This is a genomic window from Nitrospinota bacterium, assembly GCA_016235255.1.
Taxonomy (GTDB): domain Bacteria; phylum Nitrospinota_A; class UBA7883; order UBA7883; family JACRLM01; genus JACRLM01.
On sequence record JACRLM010000066.1, the window covers coordinates 57652 to 76070 of the forward strand.

The 18419-nt window shown below is 59.7% G+C and carries 4 protein-coding genes; all 4 read left to right on the forward strand.

Going from position 1 to position 18419, the window contains the following annotated elements; genetic code table 11:
• Positions 1 to 10 precede the first annotated feature (10 nt).
• From HZB29_08585 to HZB29_08600, 4 genes are read left to right on the forward strand one after another with little or no spacing between them, the layout of a single operon-like run.
• Positions 11 to 6211, forward strand: coding sequence for an AMP-binding protein (locus HZB29_08585; GenBank protein MBI5815649.1), 6201 nt, complete (start codon positions 11 to 13; stop codon positions 6209 to 6211).
• Positions 6204 to 9383 (forward strand): amino acid adenylation domain-containing protein, encoded by a 3180-nt coding sequence (locus tag HZB29_08590; GenBank protein ID MBI5815650.1) that lies wholly within the window; start codon positions 6204 to 6206, stop codon positions 9381 to 9383. The genes HZB29_08585 and HZB29_08590 overlap by 8 nt, the downstream gene beginning before the upstream one ends.
• Before the next feature lie 50 nt (positions 9384 to 9433).
• Positions 9434 to 13669 carry an amino acid adenylation domain-containing protein gene (locus HZB29_08595; GenBank protein ID MBI5815651.1) on the forward strand — a complete coding sequence of 1412 codons (4236 nt, stop codon included), beginning with the start codon at positions 9434 to 9436 and terminating at the stop codon, positions 13667 to 13669.
• Positions 13662 to 18398: an amino acid adenylation domain-containing protein gene (locus tag HZB29_08600; protein ID MBI5815652.1), complete on the forward strand. Its 4737-nt coding sequence runs from the start codon at positions 13662 to 13664 to the stop codon at positions 18396 to 18398. Before HZB29_08595 ends, HZB29_08600 begins: the two co-directional genes overlap by 8 nt.
• The last annotated feature ends 21 nt before the right edge of the window (positions 18399 to 18419 follow it).

Below are 18419 nucleotides of genomic sequence, written 5' to 3' on the forward strand. Positions count from 1 at the left end.
GGCGGGAACAATGGCCATAGAGAAGAGCAACATAAAGAACATTTATCCATTGACCCCCACGCAGGAGGGGATGCTTTTCCATGCGCTCATGGAAACGTCGCCGGAGGCGTATTTCAACCAGATCATATATACGCTGCGCGGTGATCTGGACGCCGACGCGTTCGAGAAAAGCTGGAACGAGATAATAAAGCGCCACGACACCCTGCGGACCCTGTTCACATACAGGAACACCGACAGGCCCCTGCAGGTGGTGCTGCGGGAACGGCCCTTGCGCGCCTCCATCCACGATCTTATCGGCCTGCCACAGGCGCAAAAGGAGCTTGCGGCGGAGGAGATACGCCGCGCGGACCTTGCAAAGCCTTTCGACCTGGAACAGGACATCCTGATGCGGCTATATGTGATCCGTCTGGAGGACAATCTGTGGAAGGTGATATGGAGCCATCATCACATTCTCATGGACGGATGGTCGGTGGGCAATGTGATGAAAGAGCTTATGGCGGTGTACCTTGCCATGAAAAAAGGGACAAGGCCGGCCCTCGCCCCGCCGCCTCCATACGCTGAATACATAAAGTGGCTCGAAAAGCTGGACAAGTCCGCCTCGGGGGACTACTGGAAGCGTTACCTTGCCGGTTATGAAAAGCCGGTGACTTTCCCACGCTTGAAACGTCCATCTGGCAAACGGGAGATAAAGGACTTCAGATTCTCGTTTGATGAAACGTTGACCTCCCAGGTGGAGCGCTTCACCCGGGAGCGCGGCGTCACGCTGGGGGCTGTCACGCAGGGGGCGTGGGGCGCCCTTATGGCAAGGTATAACGGGGTGGACGACGTGGTGTCCGCTTCCGTCGTCTCCGGAAGGCCGCCGGAACTTGAGGGGGTGGAGTCCTATGTGGGGCTTTTCATAAACGCAATACCTGTCCGCTCCCGGATCGGGGCCTCCACATCCTTCGCCGGGTTGACGGAGAGCCTTATGCGGGACGCGGCCGATGGCGCGGCCCACCACTATTATCCGCTGGGTAAAATACAGACGGCCCATCCTCTCGGGCGCAATCTTCTGGACCATGTGACGGCCCTGGAAAACTATCCTGTCCAGGAGCGGCTAAACGATCCGGCGCTGTATGAAGACCTCGGGTTTGCCCCAGTTAGCTTTGAATGGACCGAGCGCACCAACTACGACTACGATTTTATGGCCATCCCCGGCAAGCGGCTGGACTTCCATGTGACGTACGACTCGAACATGTTCGATGCAGGGCAGATGGAGGCGATGGCGGGGCATCTTGAGAACATCGTCCGTTCGGCCGCCGCCGACCCCCTCGCGCCGCTGAATAAAATGGACATCCTTGCCCCGGCAGAGAGAGAACGGATACTGTTCGAGTTTGGCGGGCCCGCCTCCATAAATCCACCGGATGGGACCGTCTTGAACCTTATCGAAGAGAACGCCCGTAAAACTCCCGATGCGGCAGCGCTGGTGTGCGCCGGACGGCGGCTTACCTATTCGCAATTGAACCAACGCGCCAACCGGATCGCCGGAAGGCTTATAAAAGCTTACGGTGTGCGCCCCGGGGACATTGTGGGTGTGATGATGGAAAAGAGCGAGCGGGCGGTGGTTGCCATCCTCGCCATCTTAAAGGCGGGCGCGGCGTACCTGCCTTTGGACCCGGAGCATCCGGAGAAAAGGACAGCCGGCATACTGGCGCAGGCAGGCGCGAAAATGCTTATCACCGAACAGCGCGTGGCCGAAGGGATGGAGTTTGACGGCATCCTGGACTTCATCATGCCGCAAACCGGGATCGTGACCACCCCCCCCCGCTCCAGCATACAGGAGCTGGACTCGCTCCCCTACGCGGACAGGTCGGTGATCAATTACGAGAAATACCACAACTTCATCGGCCAGTCCGTGGCAAAGCGCGCTATGGCCATCCAGTCCACCCGGGGATGCCCATACCTTTGCGCCTACTGCCACAAAGTGTGGCCGAAAAAGCACAAGCGCCGCTCCGCCGAAAACCTTTTCGGCGAGGTGAAAAAACTGCATGACTGCGGTGTGCGCAGGTTCGTGTTCATAGACGATATTTTCAACATGGACCGCGCCAACAGCGCAAGGTTCTTCGAGATGGTGATCCGCGCCCGGCTGGACATACAGATATTCTTCAGCAACGGGCTGCGGGGGGACACGCTGACCCCGGACTACATAGACCTTATGGTGGAGGCTGGGACGAAGAGCATGGCCCTGGCGCTGGAGACCGCGTCGCCACGCCTGCAGAAACTGATGAAGAAAAACCTGCGCCTCGAGCGGTTCAAGGAAAACCTGGACTATATCGCCGCCCGCCACCCGCAGGTGATCCTGGAGCTTTTCACCATGCACGGCTTCCCCACGGAGACGGAGGAAGAGGCCATGATGACGCTGGATTTCATCCGCGGGATAAAGTGGATACATTTTCCCTATGTGTTCATCCTCCGCATTTTCCCGGACACGGACATGGCAAGGCTGGCGATGGACAACGGCGTGAGCGCGGAAGCGATAAAAGCTTCCGCCACGCTGGGCTACCACGAGCTGCCGTCAATACTGCCATTCCCGGCCAGCTTTTCAAAACGATATCAGATGACGTTCCTGAACGAGTACTTCCTCTCGCGCGAGCGGCTGATTTCCGTGCTGCCGCGCCAGATGGCGCTTTTGAGCGAGGACGAGCTTGTCCAGAAATACAACAGCTATCTGCCAAAAGACATCCGGTCGTTCGGCGATTTTCTGGAGCTTGCGGGGCTTTCAATGGAAGACCTGCGGGGGGCGGCCTTCGCGGAGGACGGCGCAAAGCAGTCCGCCGGGCTCAACAGCAGGCTCGCCGCCGCGTTCCCCTCGCCTAACCCTGAGAAAGGGGCGCTCCGCGTCCTGCTGCTCGACCTTTCGCAGAATTTTACGAAGGACAAAACCCTCCTGTACGATGTGATGGAGCCGCCGCTTGGGCTTGCGCTGCTGGCCACAAGGCTGAAAAACGAGTTCGGCCCCAAAGTGGAGGTGAAGATAGCCAAGGCCCGCGCCGATTTCGACAGTTTTGAAGAATTGCGCGCGCTGATGGACGACTTCCGGCCGGACCTGACCGGGGTGCGCTCATTGACCTATTACAGGAGCTTTTTCCACAAGACGGTGTTCCTTGTCCGTCAATGGGGATATGAAGGCGCCATCATCGCCGGCGGCCCCCATGCGACCAGCGCAACGGCGGACACATTGCGAAATCCCGGCGTGGCCTTCGCCGCCCTGGGGGAAGGGGAGGAGACGCTGGCGGAGCTTGTGCGTGAAACGATCAATAACAAAGGGCGGCTTCCCGGCAGGGACGTATTGGGCCGCGTGGCAGGCGCCGCCATGGCGCGTGATGCGCGGAACGGCGCTGAATATCCTCGAGCCGCGCTTTTTGAAAAGCTGGAAAGGGACTCAGCCGCGCTCTCCGCCGAAGACATAAACGAGGCGAAAAGCGACGGCCTTGCGTATGTGATCTTTACCTCCGGCTCCACTGGGGAGCCCAAGGGGGTGATGGTGGAGCACAGGCAACTATGCAACCTGGTCACATGGATCGGCAGTGACATGTATTCAACGCTTCCCAAGCCTGTCAACGAAGCCATGCTTCCGTCGCTTGTGTTCGACGTGTCGGCCCAGCAGATTTTCGGAGCGCTCTCCACCGGGAACACTCTGCATGTAATAGAGGACGACGTGCGGCTCGACCCTCAAATGTTGCTCGATTATCTTCGCGAGAACGAAATCCATGTCGTCAACTTCACTCCGACGCTGTTGCGGCGCGCTCTATCGTCCGCCGGATCGCGGAATCCGGGCTGGGCGCTAAGGCACGTGATCGTGGGGGCGGAGCCTTTGTGGATGGAGGACGTGGAATCGTTTTACTCCACGCCGGCCAACCGGGGGATCGTCATGCGCAACATGTACGGCCCAACCGAATGCTGCGTGGACGCCACCAGTTTCGTATTCGGCTTTTCAGCGCCGTTAGAGTGGAATAGCGTGCCCATAGGCAGGCCCATAGGTAACGCCCGGGCGCTGATTCTCGACGGCGCCGGGCTGCCGGTCCCCGCCGGGGTGGAAGGGGAGCTTTATGTGTCCGGCGCGGGGGTGGCCAGGGGATATGTTAAAGATGACGGCGGCGGAAGGTTCATGGCCGATCCGTTCGCGCCGGGCTTGCGCATGTACCGTACCGGCGACATGGCGCGATGGCTGCCGGGCGGGAACATAGAATTTCTGGGCCGGATGGACAACCAGGTGAAGGTTCGCGGCCACAGGATAGAACTGGGCGAGATAGAGAACAGGCTGCGATCCCATCCAAGGGTGTCCGGGGCGGCGGCGATCTTGCGCAAGACGGACGAGGGCGAAAGCGAGCTTGTGGCGTATGTGGCCTCCGGCGACGGGCTGGACGCCGAAGGGCTCCGGGAATATATGGGCGGCCACCTGCCCGATTACATGATCCCATCCCATATAGCGCTGGTGGACAAAATCCCGGTGACACCGGGGGGGAAAGTGGACCTGCGCGCGTTGGATTCCACAGCGGCGCAAGCGGCCCCCACGAATGGCGAGGATAGCGCCGCCCCCCGGTCGGAGATGGAAAAGACGGTGGCGGCCATATTCGCCAATACCCTCGGCCAGCCTTCCATGGGGATACATGACAATTATTTTTCGATGGGGGGCGATTCGATTAAGGCCATTCAGATACTGTCGCGGCTGCGGCAGAAAAACCTGAACCTCAAGCTTGCCGACCTTTTTTCGAATCCCACCATAGCCGGAGTGGCGCCTTATGTGGTGAGGCTGGACCGCACCGCGCAACAAGGGCTCATCACCGGGCCGGTCCCGCTCACCCCGATCCAGCGCGCCTTCTTTGAAAGGGACGCCGCGGCGCCTGACCATTTCAACCATTCCATAGCGCTGCGGGCAAAAAAGCCGCTGGATCCGGCGATCCTGGAAAAAGCCCTTTCGGCCGTGTGGGAGTGGCATGACGCGCTGCGCATGAGGTACAGGCGCGATGGGGAAGAGGTCGTCCAGGAATGCGCTGGGCTTGAGAACAGGCTGGATTTCTCATTCAAAGACCTGTCCACGTCCCCGGACGGCGACACGGAGGCCATGCGCGCGATGGGCGAGGCGCAACAGCGGTTCGACCTGGCCACGGGGCCGCTGGCCAGGTTCATCCTGTTCCGGCTTGCCGGCGGCGAGACGCTTTTCATCACCGTCCACCACCTTATCATTGACATGGTCTCGTGGAGATTGTTGCTTGAGGACATTTCCACGGCCTACGAGCAAGCGGCGCGGGGCGGCCAGGCGCGCCTGCCGGCCAAGACCGATTCGTTCCGACAATGGGGCGAGGCCCTTTTGGAATTCGCAAAAAGCCCAAAACTTCTTGCCGAACTTGAAACATGGGCACAGATCGAAAACAGCGAATACGCCGAGCCCGTTCCGGACTTCCCGGGAGGCGGCAACACCTTCGCCAGCGAACATATTGAAAGTTTCACCCTGCAGGCGCAGATGGGGGAGAAACTGACCGGGGAGGCCAACAGGGCATATAACACCACGCCCGACGAGCTTGTGCTGGCAGCCCTTGGCCAGGCTTTGGAAAAATGGGGGATGAAAGGCGCCACGTTGATCGATCTGGAGGGGCACGGCAGGGAGGAGATCTCGCCGGGGCTGGACATAAGCCGTACCGTCGGCTGGTTCACCTCCACGCACCCTTTCACGCTGGGCCTTGACGGCGCTCCGATGGACGCGCGCATAAAGAGAGTGAAGGAAGCCAGGCGGAAGGTTCCACACAAGGGAATAGGCCACGGGATATTGGGCAGGATCACACCCCGCGAATTGCTGAGGGGAGCCAGATTCACCCAAAAGCCGGGAATAAGTTTCAATTACCTGGGCTTTATTGGCGGATCGGCCATGGGGCCGCTGTTCGAGCCGTCGCCGCTTGCGTCCGGCCGGGATGTAAGCCCGCTCAATCAAAGGGTGGCGGGTCTGGACATAAGCTGCGCGGCGTGGACGGGGGGCTTCACTTTGTCCATCCGCTACAGCGGCGAGCAATACCGAAGTGATAATATCAAGCGCCTGCTCGGCCAGATAGAAGAAGGAATCGCCGCGGCCCTTTCCCTCTGCCTTAAAATGGAGGCCACGGAGCCCACCCCGTCGGACATGACGTACAAGGGGCTTAGCCTTCAGGAGTTCGAGGAGATATTCGCCGATGATTAGCAAGGAAAACCTCAAGGACATGTATCCGCTCTCCCCCATGCAGGAGGGGATGCTTTATCACGCCGTGGCGGACAGGGATTCGCGCGCGTATTTCGAGCAGATATCGTTCCGGATAAGCGGAGAGCTGGACATCGGAAAATTCATGGAGGCGTGGACGGAGATATTCCGCCGCCACGATATCCTGCGCACGGCGTTCCTGCTGGAAAAGGCCAGCAGGCCGCTCCAGATAGTGCTCAAGGAGCGCAAACCCGGCTTTAGCGTGGATGACATAAGCGCCGAGCCCGAGGAGGAAAAGGAAAGGACCGTCATCCGGTTCCGGGAAGAAGATAAACAGCGCGGATTTGATCTGGCGCGCGATCCGCTGATGAGGTTTCGCGTAATAGTCCTGGGCGGGGGCCGGTTCGAGGTCATATGGAGCTTAAGCCACATCGTCATGGACGGATGGGGCATATCGCTGGCGCATACGGAATTTTTTGAGATATACACCGCTTTGAAGGAGGGACGCGCCCATACACTTCCTCCGGCGCCTCCTTATTCGCGCTTTATCCAGTGGCTGGAGGAGCGGGACAAAAGAGCATCGTTGGACTATTGGGAGAAATACCTGGCGGACTATCAGACGGCCGTATCAATCCCGAAACTTCCGGGCGCGCCCAACGGGAAAGAGTTTGCGGTGGCGATACACTCTTCCACCCTCGGAGCGGAGCGGGTGCGCAAGGTCGAGCAGCTTGCCGCGGCGCATGCCGTCACGCCGAACATGGTTTTCCAGGCGGCGTTATCGGTGGCGCTTTGCATGTACAACGGGGTGGACGACGCCGTTTTCGGATCAGTGGTGTCCGGCAGGCCGCCGGAGCTTCCCGGCGCGGAAAAGACCCTCGGACTTTTCATAAACACCATCCCGGTGCGGGGGAGTGTGGACTGGGACAGCGGGTTGGACGTGCTTTTAAAGCGCCTGATGAAAAGCGGCGTGGAGAGCGCCCCGCATCATCACAGTTTCCTGGGGGAGGTGATCGGCCGCTCCACCCCCGGGCGGGACCTGATCAGTGCCCTGCTTATTTTTGAGAACTATCCGTTGGACGCCTTGACCATGCTCCCGTCCACCGGATTTGATATCATCCGGACCAAACGCTTTGAAATGACCACGTCGGATTTTAACGTTGTGGTAATTCCGGGCGGTGACATGCGGGTGGATTATCACTACAACCAGAACGTCCACAGCGCGGCCCAGGTGGAGCGGACGGCGTCGCATCTGGTGAAAATCCTCGATTTTGCGATAGAAGGGGCTTCTCGGCCTCTTTCCATGCTCAAGGTCATGGACGATGAGGAGATGAACGCCGTGACTATCGGATTCCAGGGGAAGTCCGCCGCGATCCCGGAAGGCAAGACAGTGGACGCCATGTTCACGGACTCGGCTTTAAAGCACGGGGACAGGATCGCGGCGATGGATGGCGCTGGCGAGGTGACATATCAAAGGCTCGACCGCATGGCCAACGGCGTGGCGCGGGCGCTCATTGAAAAAGCTTCGGTGGGCAAGGGGGACGTGGTGGCGGCGGTGGTGCACAGGTCGCGCTGGCTTGCCGCTTCGTTCATGGGCATATTGAAGGCCGGCGGGTTGTACCTTCCTTGCGATCCTGATCTGCCCGCCGAAAGGATACGATTCATGATGCGCGATTCAGCCTGCAAGGCTGTGATCGTGGATGACGCAGGCGTCGCCGCGCAACTGGCCGATGGCGGCGTTCCGGTCATAATGACGGACGACATAAAAGAAAGCCCGGCCCAATCCGCCGCCGCCGCCGATCCGGAAGAGCCGGCCTATCTTATATACACATCCGGTTCCACTGGTGTCCCCAAAGGTGCGCTCATCAGCCACCGGGCCGCCATCAACCTGAGCATGTGGCACAACCGGTTCTACAAAGTGGACGAAAACAGCAGGGGCACGTTGCACGCCTCACCTTCGTTCGACGCCTCCGTATGGGAGACGTTGCCGTACCTGTTCGCAGGCGCCAGCCTTTGCGCCGTGGAAGGGGAGACGCGCACCGATATGGCTAAACTGGCCTCATTTTATCAGGACAAACGTATCACGCACAGCTTTCTGCCCCCAGCCCTGCTCACGCAGTTTCTGGAGGAGAACGGCGGCTCCCTCGCGGGCAAAATAACGATAGTCACCGGAGGCGAGACGCTAAAGCGCGCGGGCGACGGTTCCGTCCTGGTGGCGAACAATTATGGGCCGACCGAATGCGCCGTGGCGGCCACCGCCGTTTGCCTGGACGAGCCGCGCCTTCGCGAATGCATCCCAATCGGCCGCCCGATAGACAACGTGAAAGTTTATATTCTGGACAGCCGCATGCGACCCGTTCCCATCGGCGCCATCGGCGAGATTTATATAGGCGGCGCCGGAGTGGGGAATGGATACGTAAACCGGCCCGAGCTCACGGCGGCGGCGTTTGCGCCAGGCCCTTTTGAAAACGGCGCGAAACTTTACAGGACGGGGGACATGGCCCGGTGGCGCGACGACGGGCTTATTGATTTTACCGGCAGGCGGGACGGCCAGGTGAAAATACGCGGTAACAGGGTTGAGACAGGCGAGATTGAAAAGCTTCTTGAGGGGCACGCGACGGTCACCTCGGCGGCGGTGGTGGCCAGGGACGATGGCGCGGGGTCGAAGGAACTGGCGGCGTTCTATGTTTCCGGCAAAGAGGAGGATGTGGCGGACCTGCGGGCGCATCTTGCGTCCAGAGTCCCGGAATACATGATTCCTTCCATGTTCATCAGGATGGAAAAGCTGCCGCTGGCATCCAGTGGAAAAGTGGACCGGAGCGCCCTGGAGGCCGCCGCCATTGCCGCCGCGCGTCCTCAAAAACAGGGAGGGGCCCCCAGAAATCCCGCGGAAACACGGATGCTGGAAATCTGGGCGGGGGTTATGGGTGTGAAGGGGGCTGGAATATTTGACAATTTCTTCGACCTGGGTGGCCACTCCATAAAAGCGGCGCAACTGGCCTCGCGCATTCGCAAGGAGTTCGGCGTGGAGATGCCCCCCAATTCCATATTCGAAAATCCGACGGTGGAGAGTATCTGCCAGGCCATGGAAACGGTGAAACAGGCGGCTCCCGGCAATGGTGGACAGATGATTGGCAAAGCCCCGCGCGGCCGCAAGCCGGCCGTGATGGACAGTTGACCGGCGGCGGTGAAAGTTATCAAAAAAAACAATCGAAGCACAGGATGACGATGAGCGAAGAGACGGTTGAAACATTCGTGTTTCCCATGTCCTATTCCCAAAGGAGGCTGTGGTTCCTCGAACAGATGGAGCCGGGCTCGGCGGCCTACCATATTCCGGCCGCCCTTTTAATGGAAGGAAAGCTGGACACAGCAGCGTTGGAAAAGAGTCTCAAGGCGATCGTGGAGCGCCATGAACCTTTGCGCACCACTTTCAAAATGGTGGAAGGGGAACCGTGCCAGGTGATCGGCTCCAAAGCGGACGTTTCCATTTCAATCATGGACGCGGCGCAGTGGCCTGAGGGGGAGAGGATGGACATTATACGCCGCCTGGTCGCCGAAAAGTCCGCCCGTCCGTTCGACCTTGCCGCCGGGCCGCTTCTGCGGGTCACCCTGATAAAGGCAGGCGAAAACAAAAGTGTGCTGGCCCTGGTTATGCATCATATCATTTCCGACGGGTGGTCCATGGGGGTGTTGATAAAGGAGTTTTCGGAGAATTATTCCGCCTTCGTCTCCGGTCAGGAGCCGCAAACGCCGGAGCTTGCCATCCAGTACGCCGATTACTCCGAGTGGCAGCGTGGAATGCTTGAGGGGGATGCATGGGCCGGCATGCTCGAATACTGGAAAAACACGCTCCACGGCGCGCCGCCGTTTCTGGACTTGCCCGCGGACAGGCAACGCTCTCCACTCAAGACATACAACGGCGCCATGGAGAGGTTTAACATCGGAGCCGGGACTTTCAGCAAGCTCGACACCCTTTGCCGGGGGAATTCGGCCTCGCTATTCATGTGTTTGTTCGCGGCCTTTTCCGCTCTTGTGTCCAGGTACACGCAAAAGGAGGACATGGTCCTGGCCACACTTCTGGCCAACAGGAACAGGGAAGAGCTTGAGCCGATAATCGGTTTTTTCGTGAACACGCTTCCACTGCGGCTGGACATGTCCGGCGATCCATCTTTCCAGCAATTGCTGGAGAAGGCCCGCCGCGTGTGCATGGACGCGTTCGCCCATCAGGACGCCCCGTTTGACAAGCTTGTCGAATCGCTCAATCCCGAGCGCAATCTTGGCCATACGCCCATAGTCAACGTGATGATGACACTGCAGAATACGCCGGGAGTGGAGTTCGCGCTTCCGGGCCTCGCCATAAAGCCCTTTGAAGGGGCCGCGAAAATCTCCGCCCGGTTCGACCTGGAGCTTTACCTGTGGGAAGGGGATGGCGCCTTGCGAGGCGATTTCATTTACAATACGGACCTTTTTGACGCCTCGCGCATAAAACGTATGGCGGGCCATTTTGTCCGGCTTCTCTCAGACGCCGCCGAAAATCCCAGCAAGCGTATTTCGTTGCTTGGCCTGCTCGACGATGAGGAAAGAGGGCTTGTCACAACCACGTGGAATGATACCGGCTTTGAATATCCGAGGGAGAGGCGGGTACACCAGCTTTTCGAGGAGAACGCGGCCCGGCATCCCGATAAAGCCGCGGTCAGGACCGGCGATGCGTCCATGACTTACAGTGAACTTAATTCCGCCGCCAACCGGGTCGCCCGGGCGATCTTGTCCAAAGGCGCCGTGCGCAACGAAATCGTGGGGGTGATGATGAAGCGGTCGGCGGAGACGCTCGGCGCGATCCTTGGGATACTCAAGGCCGGATGCGCCTATCTGCCGCTGGACACAAAATATCCGCGGAGCAGGATAGAGTACATGCTCGTCAACGCCGGAGCGCGGATAGTTGTGACGGATGGAAGCCTTGGCGGGACCTTGCCTGGATTCGGCGGTGAAATCATAAATGTGAAGGATGAATGGATCAGCGGAATGGACGCCGCTAATCCGGACATCGTCCCGGCCTCCGGTGATCTTGCATACGTGATATACACCTCCGGCTCCACTGGCTTGCCCAAAGGGGCGGGGGTGGAGCACGGCGGACTTATGAATTACATCTGGTGGGCGAAGACAAATTACGCGAAGGAAGGCCCAGTGGATTTCCCGCTGTTCACATCCCTTTCGTTCGACCTGACGGTGACGTCCATATTCACCCCGTTGGTCTCCGGCGGCGCGGTTGCCGTTTATCCGGAGGATGACGCGTCGGACGGCTCCATATTGAAAGTCATAGATGACAACATGGTGGACGTGATAAAGCTCACCCCATCGCATCTTGCGCTTATGGCGATGGCGGACCTGTCAAAGTCGAAGCTGAGGCGGCTGGTCCTCGGCGGGGAGGAGTTGAAGACATCGCTTGCCGGCAGGATACACACCCTCACAGGCGGCCGGGTTGAAATCATCAACGAGTACGGCCCAACGGAGACCACTGTGGGCTGCATGATCCACATTTTCGATCCGGAAAAGGCCACGGGGAAGGCCGTGCCGATAGGAAAGCCCGCTGGCAACGTAAAACTGTATATCCTCGACGGCTCCATGAATCCCATGCCCATCGGTGTCCCGGGCGAGCTGTACATTTCAGGCGATGGCGCCGCCAGAGGTTACGTCAACAATCCCGGCCTCACCGCCGAAAGGTTTTTGGACGATCCGTTCGTCCCCGGCGGAAGGATGTACAAGAGCGGCGATGTGGCGTATTGGCGCGAAGACGGGGTGATGGAGCTGATTGGCAGGGCCGATGGGCAGGTGAAGGTGCAGGGATACAGGATCGAGCCGGGCGAGATAGAGAGCGCCATACTCTCTTTTGACGGAGTGAAGGAGTGCGTCGTGGACGTGACGATCCACTCCGGAGCGGTCGCCGTTCCTGAAGGGGGCTATTGCGCCGAATGCGGCCTGCCATACAACTATCCCGGCGCGGCCATCGGCGCCGACGGCGTTTGTGGGGCATGCAGGGACTTCAATGCGTACAAGGAAAAGGCCGAAGGCTACTTTAAGACGCCGGCCGATCTTGAAACGCTTTTCCGCGACGGCGCGCCGTCCGCAAACGGGAGTTACGACTGCCTGGCCCTTTACAGCGGCGGTAAGGACAGCACCTATATGCTTTTCAAGCTGGCTGAAATGGGGCTTAAGATATTGGCCTTCACCTTCGACAACGGATACCTGTACGAAGGGGCCAAGGAGAACATAAGGAGAGTTGCCGAAAAGCTTGGGATAGACCACGTGTTCAGCTCCACCCCGCACATTAACGCGATCCTGGCCGACAGCCTCCGGCGATACAGCAACGTGTGCAACGAGTGTTTCAAGGTTGTTTACACCCTGGGGGTGAAGGTTGCGAAGGGAAAAGGGATCAAGCGCGTGGTGACGGGTCTTTCCCGGGGCCAGCTTTATGAAACGCGCCTTGCGGAGCTTTTCCGGGCCGAAGTGTTCGGCGAGGAGGAGATAGAACGGGCCGTCATGGCCGCGCGCAGGCTGTACCATCGCATGGACGACGCTGTGGCCACACTCATGGACGTGAGCTTGCTGCAGGACGGCTCGGTCCTCGACGAAATGCGGTTCGTTGATTTCTACCGCTACACCGGCGTCACCCGCGAGCAGATCATGGGCTATCTGACCCAAAACGCCCCGTGGATAAATCCGGCGGAGACCTCCGGATGCACCACAAACTGCCGGATCAACGACGCGGGCATATTCGTCCACTCCATGGAGCGCGGATACAACAATTATGCCCTGCCAAACAGCTGGGAGGTGCGCTTGGGGCACAAGAAACGCGAAGAGTCCATCAAGGAGCTTGAAAGCCCGCTGGACATGGAGTCGGTGAGGACGATGCTAAAACAGATCGGATACGACGCGCGGGGGGCGGGGGACGGCCAGTGGAAACGCCTGGTGGCGTACTACACTTCGGACAGGCCCGTTGCGCCGGAGGAAATGCGCGGATCGCTGGCCGGGCGGCTTCCCGAATTCATGATACCGTCGAAATTCGTCCGGCTGGAGAAAATGCCGCTGACCGTGAACGGCAAGGTGGACAAAAAAGAGCTGGCCCGTTTGGGGCAGGGCGCCGCCCCCGCGGAGAAACGGCGTTATGAAAAGCCGACGAATATCGTGGAGGAGAAGATCGCGGAAATCTGGACCAAGGGGCTGGGGCTGGAAAAAGTGGGGATAGGCGAAAATTTCTTCGAGCTTGGTGGCCACTCCCTGATGGCCACACAGGTTGTGTCGCGGCTGCGGGCGGAATTTTCGGTGGACCTGCCGCTCATCTCCATTTTTGAAAAGCCGACGGTTGCCCAGTTGGCCGAGCTTGTCATCCAGGCGCAACTTGCGGCGATGGACGGCGACGAACTGGAAGCCCTTCTAGACGAAGCGGACAGGATCGCCGATGAGTGAGGCCATCAGGCGCTTTGAAAATCTCCCGGCGAAAAAACGGGAGCTGGCCCTAAAGCTGCTCAAGGAGCGCGCGGCGTCCGCCACCGGGGATGGTGAAAGCCGCATTGCAAAAGCGCGCCCGGAGGAAAAAAGGGAGCCGTCGTTTTCCCAGACGCGGCTTTGGTTCCTCTGCCAGATAGACACGGCCAGCGTGGCCTATAACTTATCTTTTGCGCTCAAGCTTTCTGGCGCACTGGACGCGGAAGCCCTGCGCAAGGCGCTGGACGCGATGGCGGAACGCCAGGAATCGCTTAGGACATCGTTTGCCGATGACAACGGCAGGCCAGTGGCCGTAGTGGCGGAAAAGGTGACAATTCCGTTTAAAATCATGGACATTTCCACGGATGCGCAGGGTGGGGAACCGCTCACCCGTAAGATTATAGAGGACGAGGCCCGCACTCCATTCAATCTTGGCCAGGCTCCACTGGCCCGGTCGCTTTTAATCAGGATCGGCCCCGGTGAGCATGTGTTCTTTTTTGGCATGAGCCACATAATCTCCGACGCATGGACGACGGGTGTGCTGGCAAAAGAGATTTCCGCGTTTTATGGAAGTTTCGCCACTGGAGTTCCACATGGGCTTGCGCCACTTTCGATACAGTATTCAGACTACGCGGCATGGCAGCGCAAACGGCTTTCTGGAGAGAGGCTGTCAAGCCTCATGGACTATTGGAAAAAAGCGATGGATGGCGCGCCCGGGATCACTACGCCGCCTGCGGACGGGATCAGGCCTGCGGTCCAGACGTTCGACGGAAAAACCATGGAGTTTGCTCTCGGGGAGAGCTTGACCAAAAAACTCGGCGCGCTGGCGGCAAGGCATGAGGCAAGCCTTTTCATGGTCCTTATGGCTGGTTTTGCCGCCCTCCTTTCCCGCCTGTGCGGCCAGGAGGACGTGGTGATAGGTTATCCGATCGCCAACAGGACTTTCCGCGAGACCGAGCCCGTGGCCGGCTTTTTCGTGAACACGCTCCTCATGCGGACCCTGCTTGACCCGGCGGCGACCTTTTCCTCACTTATAGCCCAGGTGAGGGCGCGGGCCTTGGAGGCCTATGAGCGGCAGGAACTCCCTTTTGAAAAGCTCGTCGAAGAGTTGAGCCCGGAACGATCCCTGAGCCACTCGCCGTTGTTCCAGGTCATGTTCGTGTGGGACAACACACCCAGCCCGGAAATGAAACTTGGGGCGCTTTCAATATCCAGCCATAAATATGAATCCTCCTCCGCCCATTTCGACCTGACAGTCGGCATGCGCGAGACCTCCGCAGGGCTTTTGGGACTCATGGAATATAACACCGCGCTCTATAGCGGCAAAACGATCGGCCGTTATATAAAAAGCTTCCAGCTTCTTCTTGAAAATATGGCCGATGACCCCGGCATGGCGGTAATAAATGCGCCGATGATGGACGACGCCAGGATCCGCGAATTTCTTGAGACCTGCGAGGGGCCGTCCTGCCCCCGACCGCGGGAAGGGACCGTGCACGGGATGTTTGAAAGCGCTGTCTTGGCCAATCGCTCCGTGACGGCGGTGGAAAGCTCCGATGTAACGCTCACATACGAAAATCTCAACGGCAGAGCCAACCGCCTTGCCAGGCTGCTTATTGAAAAGGGGATTGGACCGGACCGCGTTGCGGGGGTGATGATGCGCCGCTCGCCGGAGATGATGACGACTGTGCTTGCAATATTGAAAGCGGGTGGGGCGTATATGCCCATAGACGTGGAATATCCCCCGGCCCGTATAGCCGCGATGATCCAGGACAGCGGGGCGTCGGTGATAGTGACGGACACTGTATCCCTCAACGGCTGCGGCGAGGAAGCTTTGAATGCGGCGGGCGGTAACCGGCCGCGGATCATCGCCGTGGACGCGCTGGGCGGCTCGCTGGAACAATATGGCGCGGGGAACATCGGCATGACCGCAGGCCCGGAAAACCTCGCCTATGTGCTATACACATCCGGCTCCACGGGAAAGCCCAAGGGAGTGGCCATGCCCCACCGCGCGCTGGCGAACCTTATGCGGTGGCAACTGGCCCAGCCGGGCTTTAAATTGAAGGCCAAGACCCTGCAATTCACCACTCTGACCTTTGACGTGTCGTTCCAAGAGATTTTTTCCACATGGCTGACCGGGGGGACGCTTGCGCTGATGCCCGACGAGGCTCGCCGCGACATCCCGGAGGTCTTGCGGATCATCGCCGGGCGCGGCGTGGAGCGTGTGTTCATGCCCTTTGTGGCGTTGCGCCAGATGTGCGAGTCGGCCATCAGCCTCGGGATTTGGCCATCGCCGCTAAAAGAAGTGATCACAGCGGGGGAGCAACTGCGGGTGACGCCGGAAATAGCGGAGTTTTTCAGGGGGCTGCCGGGACTTTCGCTTGTTAACCATTATGGCCCCACGGAAAGCCACGTGGTGACCTCATTCACCCTGCCGCAAAATGTGGCCGATTGGCCCCACACGCCCCCAATCGGCCGGCCAGTGTCCAACTGCCGTATATATATCCTCAATCAGGCGATGCGGCCATCGCCAACAGGGGTGTATGGCGAGGTGCACATCGGCGGCGCGGCGCTGGCGAAAGGATATCTGAACAACGAGACGCTCACTCGTGAAAGGTTCGTGGCGGACCCGTTCCGTAATGATGGAGCCATGCTGTACAAGACCGGGGACCGGGCCCGCTACCTGCCGGACGGCAATATCGAGTTTTCAGGGCGGCTGGACAACCAGGTGAAGATACGCGGCCACCGCATCGAGCCCGGGGAGATAGAAGCGGCCCTGGCGGCCTGTCCCGGCGCTGGCGAGACGGCGGTGATAATAAAAGAAGAGGGGCAGGGGGATCGGCGGCTCGCCGCTTTTTACACATCGAAAAACGGCGGATTGAGCCCATCGTCCGCCAAAGAGTATCTTAAGGCCCGGCTTCCCGAGTATATGATCCCATCGAGCGTCACAGCGCTCGAATCGCTTCCTATGACCCCGAGCGGGAAGATAGACCGCAAGGCGCTGGCCGCCATGGAAACGGAACATGCCGCACAGGATACCGGAGGCAGACCACTTGCCCCGGCGGAAGAGATAATGGCGGGAATATGGACGGAACTGCTGGGAACGTGCGCAATCGGCGCGCAATCCAATTTCTTCGAACTTGGCGGCCACTCCCTTTTGGCCACAAGGCTTGTGTCCAGGATCAAAAGCGCGTTTTCCACCGTGATCGAGCTTCGCGCGGTGTTTGAAAACCAGACCCTGGCCGCGCTGTGCCGCCATGTGGCCGGGACGATGGCCGGGTGCCCAGGCGGGCTGCCTCCGATTACCGTGGTGAAGCGATCCGGCCCGGTTCCACTTTCGTCCGGGCAGGAAAGGCTTTGGTTTGAAGAGCAGATGGAAGGGCCGAGCCCGAAATATAACATGGCCTCCTGCCTGAAGCTTGCGGGCAGGCTGGACGTGGCGGCGGTGGAAAAAAGCGTGAACGAAATCGTCCGCCGCCATGAGACGTTGCGGACGGCTTTTACTATGGTGGACGGCGAGCCGATGCAGGTAATAGCCCGCCCAAGCGGTTTGAGCATGCCCGTGGAGGATCTTTCGGCGATGCCGGAGCAGGCGCGCAGGGAGGCGCTCAAGGCGCGTATGGACGAAAACTTCACACGGCCGTTCGACCTCGCGGCCGGGCCGTTGTTCCGCTCATCCCTAGTCCGGCTTGGGGACAGCGAGTATGCGCTTTTATTGGCCATGAGCCATATCATCAGCGACGGGTGGTCCATCGGCGTTTTCGTCCGGGAGTTTTGCGCGCTGTACAACGCATTTTCGGGGGGCGCGCCGGCGCGCTTGCCGCCGATGCCGGTCCAGTACGCCGATTTCGCGGCGTGGCAGCGCGGATGGCTTGACGGCCCGGTGATGAACGGCCAACTTCAATATTGGAAGGAACGACTTGCCGGGGCGCCGGAGCTTTTTGCGCTCCCATCCGCCAGGCAGCCATCTTCCACGGGCAAAACTCCCGCAGGTGGATTTGTCCCGATGCGGATCGAACCGGACATGGCGCGCGCCCTGATTGAACTGGGCCATCGTTTTGGGGCGAGCCTTTTCATGACGATGCTCGCCGCCTTCGGCACGCTCCTTGCCCGCCACAGCGGCGCGGAGGACATCGTGATCGGCACGCCGATAGCCAACCGCAACACGCGCGAGGTGGAGGACCTGATCGGCTTTTTCGTCAACATGTTGCCGCTGCGGCTGGACTTTTCCGGCGATCCGGAGTTTTCGGCCATGGTGGCAAGGACGCGGGACACGGCGCTTGGAGCCTTTGCCAACCAGGACGCCCCTTTCGGCGAGCTGGTGCGGGTGATAAATCCCAAACGCGAGTCTGGCAGGCATCCACTGTTCCAGGTGGTGTTCGTGATGCAGAACGCCCCGGCTGGCGGACTTGAGCTGGACGGCATCACCGCCGAGGCGGTGGCGGGGGACACCATATTGCCCAAATACGATCTTCTATTTTCATTCGCGCAGGGGGCGGGTGGCGAACTGCACGGGGTCATAGAATACAACGCGGACATGTACGGCAGGAGCCTTGTGGAGACGCTTGCCGCCCATTACATGGACATCCTCGGACAGGCGGCCAAAGATCCGGCCACGCGGCTTTACGATTTCACCATCGGCGCCCACGCAGGCGCGCCGGACACATCGGCGTTCGGCATGGCCGGGGAAAACAACGATGATTTCCAGTTTTGACATGCAGGACGCGCACAGTGG